Origin of the sequence: Stenotrophomonas sp. HMWF003 (genome assembly GCF_003061285.1) — a bacterium.
Lineage (GTDB): Bacteria > Pseudomonadota > Gammaproteobacteria > Xanthomonadales > Xanthomonadaceae > Stenotrophomonas > Stenotrophomonas maltophilia_AP.
On record NZ_QAIW01000146.1, the window covers coordinates 1 to 8,710 of the forward strand.

The following is an 8,710-nucleotide window of genomic DNA, read 5'->3' on the forward strand; positions in this document are numbered from 1 at the left end:
TTCACCGAGGTGAAACGTTGTTGCCGATGCCGCTTCGTCGTTTGCCCCGAGAGGCTTTCGTCGTTGCGAGCCGCCTATTATGTCAGGCTTTTCGTTTCCGTCAACACCTTCTTTCGAAGTGGTTGGCGTCCGGTTACTTCCGCGGTTGCCGCCTTGCGGCGACCCCTGCGTCGGGGGAGGGAAAGTATGTCCCTTTCCACCTCGTTTGTGAAGGGGGTGGGACGACTTTTTTCACGCTGCCGCCCTCCCATTCATCCTATAGGGGTCCGGAACTGCCCGAACCCCTTGTGCCACTTAGGCCGAGACCAGCAGGACCCGGGCGAAGTTGCGCTTGCCCACCTGCACCAGACCTTCGAAACCGGGCACGAACACCTGCTGGGCGTCCTCCACGACCTCGCCATCCACCTTCACCGCACGCTCTTTGAGCTTGCGGGAGGCTTCGGAGTTGCTCGGGGTGAGCCCGGCAGCGGTGAGCAGCGCGCCAATCCGCAGGCCTTCGGCCGGGATCACCACTTCCTGCAGCGGCAACAGGGTCACATCGCCCTGCCCGGTCACGGCCGCATTCCAGCCGGCGATGGCCTGTTCGGCCGCGGCGGCGTCATGGAAGCGGGTGGTGAGCTCACGGGCCAGGCGCAGCTTGACCTCACGCGGGTTCAGGCCGCCGGCCTCCACCTGCTGGCGCAGGCTGAGCGCTTCAGCCTGGCTGATATCAAAGGAGAGCAGCTCGATCCAGCGCCACATCAGGTCGTCGCCGATCTTCATGGTCTTGGTGACGATGTCGATGGCCGGTTCGCTGATACCAATATAGTTGTTGAGCGACTTGGACATCTTGGCCACGCCGTCCAGGCCTTCCAGCAGCGGCATGGTCAGCACGATCTGCGGCTTCTGGCCGTAGTGCTCCTGCAGGCCGCGGCCCATCAGCAGGTTGAACTTCTGGTCGGTGCCGCCGAGCTCGACGTCCGCCTCCAGCGCCACCGAGTCGTAGCCCTGCACCAGCGGGTACAGGAACTCGTGCAGGGCGATGGACTGCTGGGCGGCATAGCGCTTGGCGAAGTCATCGCGCTCCAGCATGCGTGCCACGGTGTGCTGGCCGGCCAGGCGGATCATGTCGGCCGCGCCCATCGTGCCGAACCACTCCGAATTGAAGCGCACCTCGGTCTTGTCGCGGTCCAGCACCTTGAAGACCTGGTCCTCATAGGTGCGCGCGTTGGCCAGCACGTCGTCCTTGCTGAGCGGCTTGCGGGTGACGTTCTTGCCCGACGGGTCGCCGATCATGCCGGTGAAGTCGCCGATCAGGAAGATGACCTGGTGGCCGAGGTCCTGGAACTGGCGCAGCTTGTTCAGCAGCACGGTGTGGCCCAGGTGCAGGTCCGGCGCGGTGGGGTCGAAACCGGCCTTGATCCGCAGCGGGCGGCCGCTTTCCAGGCGCTGACGCAGCTCCTCGGGCTTGAGGACTTCGTCGGCACCGCGACCGATCAGGGCGATGGCTTCTTCAATCGATGACACGTGACAGCTCCCGGCAATGCCTTATTTATATGAATGACGTTAAGTACTAGTTAACCGCAAGCGCTTCACAAAAGCCAATAGGCACAAGGGTTTGACGCGGTATTTATACCTGTCTATGTTACCGACGTTTGGGCCCGCGCTCCCGGGCCAGCCAGGAACAGACCGACGATGCTCAATTCCGATCAAGGCCGCGCGCGCAAGACGCGCTTCAAGGAACGTCTCCACGTCCTCCACGACACCGCCCTGCATCGGAAGCTCAAACAGCATCTTCCCGCGGCCTTCAACCAGCGCTGGACGCGCCGGCACTGGATGCACGCCAGCCTGTTCGCCACCATCGGCGCCCTGGTGGCCACGATCGTGCCGGGCTTCTCGCACACCATTGAATCGCCCTACTCGGTCGGCCACTCCACGCTGGCCCTGCCGTTGCCGCCGCTGTCGCTGGAACGCCAGAAGCAGGTACCGGGCGACAGCTGGCAGGTGCTGCGGGTGCAGCGCGGCCAGACCCTGAGCAACCTGTTCGACGAGGCCGGCATTTCGGCCACGGTGATGCACCAGGTGCTGGAGCACCCGGGCGCGCGTGAGGCGCTGACCAAGCTGCGCCCCGGCGCGGAGATCGCCTTCGACCTGCCGCTGTCCGGCGACCTGCGCACCATCCGCTTCGACCGCGATGCCGACAACCGGGTCGAGCTGTCGCTGGCCGACGGCAAGATTGCCGAGAAGGTGATCAAGCGTGAGTCGTCCACCCGCCGCATCGTGGCCAGCGGGGAAATCACCAGTTCACTGTATGCGGCCGCGCGCAAGGCCGGGCTGTCGCCGTCGGCGATTGCGACCATGACCGACGAGATCTTCAAGTACGACATCGACTTCTCCAAGGACCTGCAGCCGGGCGACCGCTTCAGCGTGGTGCTGGATGAGACCTGGCGCGAAGGCGAGAAGGTGGACACCAGCAAGATCCTGGCGGCCACGTTCACCTCTGGCGGCAAGACCTACAGCGGCTTCCGCTTCGACCGCAACGGCAAGTCGGAGTATTTCGACGTGAGCGGGCGGCCGCTGAAGAAGAGCTTCATCCGCATGCCGATCCCGTTCGCGCGGCTGAGCTCCAGCTTCGGCGCGCGCAAGCACCCGGTGCTGGGCAAGATGCGCATGCACAAGGGCGTGGACTACGCCGCGCGTACCGGCACCCCGATCATGGCCGCCGGCGACGCCCGCGTGCAGTTCGCCGGCACCCAGCGCGGCTACGGCAACGTGGTGATCCTGGACCACGGCCGCGGCCACACCACCCTGTACGGGCACATGTCGCGCTTCGGGGCGATCAAGACCGGCCAGCGCGTGGCCCAGGGCACGGTGATCGGCTATGTGGGCTCGACCGGCATGGCGACCGGCCCGCACCTGCACTACGAGTTCCGCGTCAACGGCGAGCACCGCAACCCGCTGTCGGTAACGATGCCGCCGCCGGAGCCGCTGAAGGGTGCCGAGCTGGTGGCCTTCCGCGCGCAGACCGCGCCGGCGCTGGCCCGTATCCAGGGCATGGAAAAGCTGATCTACGCCGACGCCAGCCCGGCGCCGCAGGCCGCCCCGGCCGACGCCGAGGCCCAGACGCAGAGCGCCAGCGTGGCCAAGCCGACCAAGCGCAGCCGCGGCTGATCGCCCGGTACAGCGCGCGGACACGCGCGCATTGACGGCGGCAACGGGTTGCGCGGAAGCTGGGCGCACCCCGTTTTGACTGTGCCGCCATGACCGCTGTCGTTGACCCGCATACCCCGCTCTACCTGGGCCTGATGTCCGGCACCAGCGCCGATGGCATCGATGCCGCGCTGGTGCAGTTTCCCGAGGCGGGCGGCTGCCGGTTCGTGGCCGGCCACACCCATGCGTGGGACCCGGCGCTGCGCGCGGAACTGATTGCGCTCGGCGAAGGCGGCGCTGTCGAATCGCTGGATACGCTGGGGCGGATCGATGCGCAGATCGGGATCACCTTCGCCGCCGCGGCCAATGCCCTGCTGGAACGCAGCGGCGTGGACCAGGCGCAGGTGCGGGCGATCGGCTCGCACGGGCAGACCGTGCGCCACCGGCCGCTGGCCGACCCGGCCTTCACGATGCAGCTGGGCGATGCCAACCGGATTGCCGAAGCCACCGGTATCACCACCGTGGGCGATTTCCGCCGCCGCGACGTGGCGGCCGGGGGGCATGGCGCGCCGCTGATGCCGGCCTTCCACCTGGCCATGCTGGGGACCGCCGAGGAAGACCGGGCGATCCTCAACCTGGGCGGCATTGCCAACCTGACCCTGATTCCGCGCGACGGCGTGCCGCGCGGCTTTGATACCGGCCCAGCCAATGCGCTGATGGATGCGTGGTGCCAGCGCCATCGAGGCGTGCCGTTCGATGCCGACGGCGCGTTTGCGGCCAGTGGGCAGGTCGATGAGACGTTGCTGGCGCAGTGGCTGGCCGAGCCGTGGTTCGCGCTGCCGCCGCCGAAGAGCACCGGGCGCGAGCAGTTCCATCTGACGTGGGCAGAGGCGGCGATGGCCGAGGGCCAGCACGCGGCGGCCGATGTGCAGGCCACGCTGCTGGAGCTGACCGCCGCGACCGTGGCCGACGCGCTGCTGGCGCACCTGCCGGGCGCCACGCGGGTGCTGGTGTGCGGCGGCGGGGTGCGCAATCCGCAGCTGCTGCGGCGGCTGGCGGCGCGGCTGCCGGGGGTGGTGATCGAGTCGAGCGCGGTGCACGGGCTGGACCCGGATTACCTGGAGGCAATGGGGTTTGCGTGGTTGGCGCAGCGCACCTTGGACGGGTTGCCGGGGAACCTGCCGAGCGTGAGTGGGGCGCGTGGACCGCGGATTCTGGGGGCGATCCATCTGGCGTAGTGCCGGGCTCTGCCCGGCAATGGCAGACCTTGGCACGGGGAACACGAACAGCCGGGCAGAGCCCGGCTCTACACGCCCTGTGCGTCTGGCAGGGCCTGCAACGCGGCGATGGCGTCGGCCAGGGCGTCTACTTCCGGGCTCTGGAAGCCGCTGCGGACCTCCAGTTCACTGGTGAACAAGCCCTGCTCCAGCAGCACCACACAGGTGTATTCCCGGGTCCAGCCGCGTGCGACGGCCACGCGCCGGATGCGTTCGTTCAACAGCGGGTCCAGATCCCGCAGCAGCAGATCGACCATTGTTCTCCCCGTTGGCAAGCACCGCCCCCACGGCACAACGGGGTCGATCATGGCGCAGCGGGGGGCGCCGGGCAACCGCAAAGGTCAGGCCGCCGCGGCGCGTCTGCGCTGCTGCCGGATCAACAACGCGCACAGGATGACCACCGGGATGCCGATCAGCGCGGTGCCGGTGAAGAACAGCGCATACCCCTCCAGCAGGGTGCGGCCCTGGGCCAGCGACTGCACCGCCCAGCCGGAGAGGCCCTTCAGCGCCTTGCCCGGCATTGCATAGAACGAGCTCAGCAAGGCGTACTGGGTGGCGGTGTACCCGATGCTGGTGAGGCTGGACATGTAGGCGATCAATGCGGTGCCGGCAAAGCCGCCGGAGATGTTGTCGACGGCCATGGCGATGGCGAAGCTGGTCGGGTCCGGGCCGACATAGGCCAGCCACGCAAAGGCGAGGTTCGACGCCGGGCCCAGCACCGCGCCGACCAGCAAGGTGGCCAGTACGCCCCAGCGCACCGACACCAGGCCGGCAGCGGCAATGCCGATGAAGGTGGCCACCAGCCCGACCGAGCCACGCACCGCGCCCACGGTCTCCTCGGCCAGCCCGAGATCGACGTAGAACGGGTTGGCCATCGGGCCCATGATGAAATCGGCCATGCGGTAGATGCTGATGGCCAGCAGGATCAGGATCGCGCCACTGCGGTGTTCGCGCAGGAAGGCCACGAACGGGCCAACCAGTGCGTCGAACAGGCCGCGCGGCGTCCACAACGCGGCGGCCTGGGTCTGCACCGCCAGCTGCGCGCGCGCCGGCTCTTTGGCCATCACCACGGCCACCACGCCCAGCGCCATCAGCCCGGCCATGATTTCGTAGGAGATCTGCCAGCCCACCCGAGCGGCGATCAGCAGGATCAGCGCATCGGTCACCAGCAGCGCGGTGCGATAGCCCAGCGCCGCCGAGGAGGTCAGCAGCCCGAGCTGTTCACTGTTCTCGGCGATCTCGATGCGCCAGGCATCGATGACGATGTCCTGGGTGGCAGACGCGAACGCCACCACGGTGGCCATGACCCCGAACACCACCAGGTGTTCCCAGGCGATGCCAAGGAAGACGAAGTGGCCGCCCTTGGGCTGGACCAGCGCCATGCCCACCAGCGCCACGGCCACCACCAGCTGGGACAGCAGCATCCAGCCACGGCGGCGGCCGAAGCGCCCCAGCAGCGGCGCATTGACCTTGTCCACCAAGGGTGCCCACAGGAACTTCATCGAGTAGGCCAGGCCCACCCACGACAGGAAGCCGATGGTGGTGAGCTCGATGCCTTCCTTGCGCATCCAGAAGCCGAGCGTGTTGCCGACCAGGTAGATCGGCAGGCCGGAACTGAAGCCCAGCAGCAGCATGGCCAGCACCTTGCGCTGGCGCAGATTGGCCAGCACCCGTTGCCAGGGGCGGCGCGGCTTGGCGACCGCTTCACTCATGGGGCGTAGTCCACCGTGAACGGGGCATGGTCGGAGAAGCGCTCATCGCGGTAGATCGAGCAGGCGCGCAGGCGGTCGCGCAGGCCGGGGCTGACGAACTGGTAGTCGATGCGCCACCCGACGTTGTTGGCCCGGGCCGCGCCGCGGTTGCTCCACCAGGTGTAGTCCTCGCCCTGCGGGTGCAGCAGGCGGTAGGCGTCGGTCCAGCCCTGGCCGGCGGCGATGTCCAGCGCCTGGTCGTTATCCACGCACTGACCGTTGAGCCAGTCGCGCTCGGGCGGCAGGCAGCCGGAGTTCTTCTGGTTGGACTTCCAGTTCTTGATGTCGAGCGCCGAGCGCACGATGTTCCAGTCGCCGCAGAGCACGTAGTCGCGGCCGCTGACCAGCCACTGCGCCAGGATCGGGCGCAGCCACTCCATCACTTCGTACTTGAAGCCCTGCCGCAGGTCGCCCGAGCTGCCCGACGGGATATAGAAGGAGACCACGCTGAGGTTGCCGTAGCGGGCCTCGATGTAGCGGCCTTCGTCGTCGAACGGGGCCCAGCCGAGCGAGGTGATGACCTGGTCGGGCTCGCGCTTGCTGTAGATGGCCACGCCGCTGTAGCCCTTCTTGGTGATGGCGTCGCGGTAGAAGCAGTGGTGGCCGTCCGGGCGGAACATCGGGTCGGTCAGCTGGTCTTCCTGAGCCTTGGTCTCCTGGATGCAGAGCACGTCGGCGTCCTGGGCGCGGAACCAGTCGAGGAAGCCCTTGGTGGCGGCCGAACGGATGCCGTTGGCGTTGAAGCTGATGATGCGCATGCGGGTCCAGGTCTGAAACGGTAACCGGGAAAGCATACCGGGAAGACCTTGCCGCGGCGTGCCGGAATGCGGCGGCACAGTGTGCCGGCGGGGCCCCCTGCCCCGGCTGCGACCCCGCGCCGCGGGGCCCCGCAGGGCGAAAAATGCGCCCATGCATTAGGATTTGCGGTCCAAATGAATTGAATAGAGTCCTGATGAGCGACCATCGCCACCGTTTCCTGCAACTGGCCCTGACCGCCGATGCCCTGCGTTTCGGCCAGTTCACCCTCAAGTCGGGCCGCCTGAGCCCCTATTTCTTCAATGCCGGCCGCTTCGATTCGGGCGCGCGCATGGTCCAGCTGGCCGCCTGCTACGCCGACGCGGTGGAAGCCACCGGACTGAAGTTCGACGTGGTGTTCGGCCCGGCCTACAAGGGCATCCCGCTGGCCACCGCGACCGCCTGCGAGTTCGCCCAGCGCGGCCGCGACCTGCCGCTGTCGTTCAACCGCAAGGAAGCCAAGGCCCACGGTGAAGGTGGCAACCTGATCGGCGCGGACATGAATGGCAAGCGCGTGCTGATCGTGGACGACGTGATCACCGCCGGCACCGCCATCCGCGAGGCCCTGGGCATCATCAAGGACGCCGGTGGCACCCCGGCCGGGATCGTGGTGGCGCTGGACCGCCAGGAGATCGCCTCGGAAACCGACCGCCGGTCGGCGGCGCAGTCCGTGGCCGAGGAAGCCGGCATTCCGGTGGTGGCCGTGGCCACGCTGGCCGACCTGCTTGATTTTGCCTCCGGAAATCCGGAACTTGTGGGGTACCGGCAGCCGCTGGAGGACTACCGGTCCCGCTACGGCACCCGTCCTACGCGTTGAGAGCAGGGGGCTCTGACCACCATGTCCAGGATTGTTTCGATCACCGCCATCGGCCTGTTGCTGGCCGTCGCCACGGTGCCCGTGTACGCGCAGAGCGGCAAGGGCGAGGCGAAGGCGAAGAAGCTGTATTGCTGGAACAAGGGGTCCGAGCGCATCTGCAGCGATACGCTGCCGCAGGAGGCGATCAACAACGCGCGCGAGGAGTTCAGCGCCACCAGCGGCCTGCGCCGTGGTGAGGTGGAGCGCACGTTGACCGAGGAAGAGCGCGCCGAGGCGGCGGTGGCCGCCGCCCAGCGCCAGCTCGACCTGGCCGCCGAGCAGACCCGTCAGCGCACCGAGCAGGCGATGCTGTCCACGTATGAAAACGAGAATGACCTGCGCCGGGTATTCGTGGAGCGCACGGGCATCATCGACAACAACGTGCAGACCGCGCGTTACAACGTGGCCAGCCTGCGCGACGCGCTGGTGAGCCTGCTGGGCAGCGCCGGGGACCGCGAGCTGGCCGGGCAACCGGTGGCCGAGAAGCAGGCGGCGAGCATTCGCCAGCGGCACACCGAACTGGTGGCGCAGCTGCGCATGCAGACCTCGTTCGAGCAGCAGCGCCGTGCGCTGGATGTGGAGATCGAGGAGACGCTGCAGCGGTACCGGTTGTTGAAGGGTGCGGGTACCGATCCGCGCGGGTAAACGCGCGGGTGTGCAGGGAATGAAAGGCGGCCTTGGGCCGCCTTTTTTTTTGGGGCGGAGGGGAACCGGCACGGGGCACCCCACCAGCGTGGGCGCCCCACCGGCGTGGGCACCCCACCAGCGTGGGCGCCCCACCGTCGTGGGCGCCCCGCCGTCGTGGGCGCCCCGCCGTCGTGGGCGCCCCGCCGTCGTAGAGCGGGGCTCTGCCCCGCTGCCGTAGATCCGGAGCAGGGGATGCGTTGCGGGCAGCCGGGCAG

8 protein-coding genes are annotated in these 8,710 nt (G+C 67.9%); 4 read left to right on the forward strand and 4 right to left on the reverse strand.

The window, feature by feature from the left end; all coding sequences use genetic code 11:
• Positions 1–294 precede the first annotated feature (294 nt).
• Entirely contained in the window at positions 295–1,506 is a 1,212-nt protein-coding gene (tyrS, locus tag DBR34_RS05550) for a tyrosine--tRNA ligase (RefSeq protein ID WP_128096026.1), read from the reverse strand.
• 168 nt (positions 1,507–1,674) lie between these two features.
• Here tyrS and DBR34_RS05555 point away from each other — a divergent pair, with 168 nt between their 5' ends.
• Both DBR34_RS05555 and DBR34_RS05560 read left to right on the forward strand, forming a co-directional pair.
• The gene (locus tag DBR34_RS05555) at positions 1,675–3,150 is read left to right on the forward strand and encodes a M23 family metallopeptidase (RefSeq protein ID WP_128096027.1); all 1,476 of its coding nucleotides are present in this window, start codon (positions 1,675–1,677) and stop codon (positions 3,148–3,150) included.
• Between the two features lie 89 nt (positions 3,151–3,239).
• On the forward strand, positions 3,240–4,367 hold the full coding sequence (locus tag DBR34_RS05560; protein WP_128096028.1) for an anhydro-N-acetylmuramic acid kinase: 1,128 nt from the start codon (positions 3,240–3,242) through the stop codon (positions 4,365–4,367).
• Between the two features lie 68 nt (positions 4,368–4,435).
• On the opposite strand, the gene DBR34_RS05565 is transcribed toward DBR34_RS05560, so the two are convergent.
• The 3 genes from DBR34_RS05565 to DBR34_RS05575 all read right to left on the reverse strand — a co-directional run bounded on the left by DBR34_RS05565 (position 4,436) and on the right by DBR34_RS05575 (position 6,915).
• The gene (locus DBR34_RS05565; RefSeq protein WP_038690954.1) at positions 4,436–4,663 is read right to left on the reverse strand and encodes a hypothetical protein; all 228 of its coding nucleotides are present in this window, start codon (positions 4,661–4,663) and stop codon (positions 4,436–4,438) included.
• Between the two features lie 84 nt (positions 4,664–4,747).
• On the reverse strand, positions 4,748–6,118 hold the full coding sequence (locus DBR34_RS05570; protein ID WP_128096029.1) for an MFS transporter: 1,371 nt from the start codon (positions 6,116–6,118) through the stop codon (positions 4,748–4,750).
• Positions 6,115–6,915 carry an exodeoxyribonuclease III gene (locus DBR34_RS05575; RefSeq protein ID WP_128096030.1) on the reverse strand — a complete coding sequence of 267 codons (801 nt, stop codon included), beginning with the start codon at positions 6,913–6,915 and terminating at the stop codon, positions 6,115–6,117. The genes DBR34_RS05570 and DBR34_RS05575 overlap by 4 nt, the downstream gene beginning before the upstream one ends.
• Before the next feature lie 194 nt (positions 6,916–7,109).
• On the opposite strand from DBR34_RS05575, the gene pyrE reads away from it, so the two are divergent.
• Together pyrE and DBR34_RS05585 are read left to right on the forward strand one after the other, a co-directional pair.
• Entirely contained in the window at positions 7,110–7,769 is a 660-nt protein-coding gene (gene pyrE, locus DBR34_RS05580; protein WP_128096031.1) for an orotate phosphoribosyltransferase, read from the forward strand.
• Between the two features lie 21 nt (positions 7,770–7,790).
• Positions 7,791–8,453 carry a hypothetical protein gene (locus tag DBR34_RS05585; protein WP_128096032.1) on the forward strand — a complete coding sequence of 221 codons (663 nt, stop codon included), beginning with the start codon at positions 7,791–7,793 and terminating at the stop codon, positions 8,451–8,453.
• Positions 8,454–8,710 lie beyond the last annotated feature (257 nt).

Excerpts from the sequence above, each read along its gene's own strand:
- DBR34_RS05555 (WP_128096027.1), top strand. The coding sequence starts at position 1,675 with ATGCTCAATTCCGATCAAGGCCGCGCGCGCAAGACGCGCTTCAAGGAA.
- DBR34_RS05560 (WP_128096028.1), top strand. The coding sequence starts at position 3,240 with ATGACCGCTGTCGTTGACCCGCATACCCCGCTCTACCTGGGCCTGATG.
- DBR34_RS05565 (WP_038690954.1), bottom strand. The coding sequence starts at position 4,663 with ATGGTCGATCTGCTGCTGCGGGATCTGGACCCGCTGTTGAACGAACGC.
- DBR34_RS05570 (WP_128096029.1), bottom strand. The coding sequence starts at position 6,118 with ATGAGTGAAGCGGTCGCCAAGCCGCGCCGCCCCTGGCAACGGGTGCTG.
- DBR34_RS05575 (WP_128096030.1), bottom strand. The coding sequence starts at position 6,915 with ATGCGCATCATCAGCTTCAACGCCAACGGCATCCGTTCGGCCGCCACC.
- pyrE (WP_128096031.1), top strand. The coding sequence starts at position 7,110 with ATGAGCGACCATCGCCACCGTTTCCTGCAACTGGCCCTGACCGCCGAT.
- DBR34_RS05585 (WP_128096032.1), top strand. The coding sequence starts at position 7,791 with ATGTCCAGGATTGTTTCGATCACCGCCATCGGCCTGTTGCTGGCCGTC.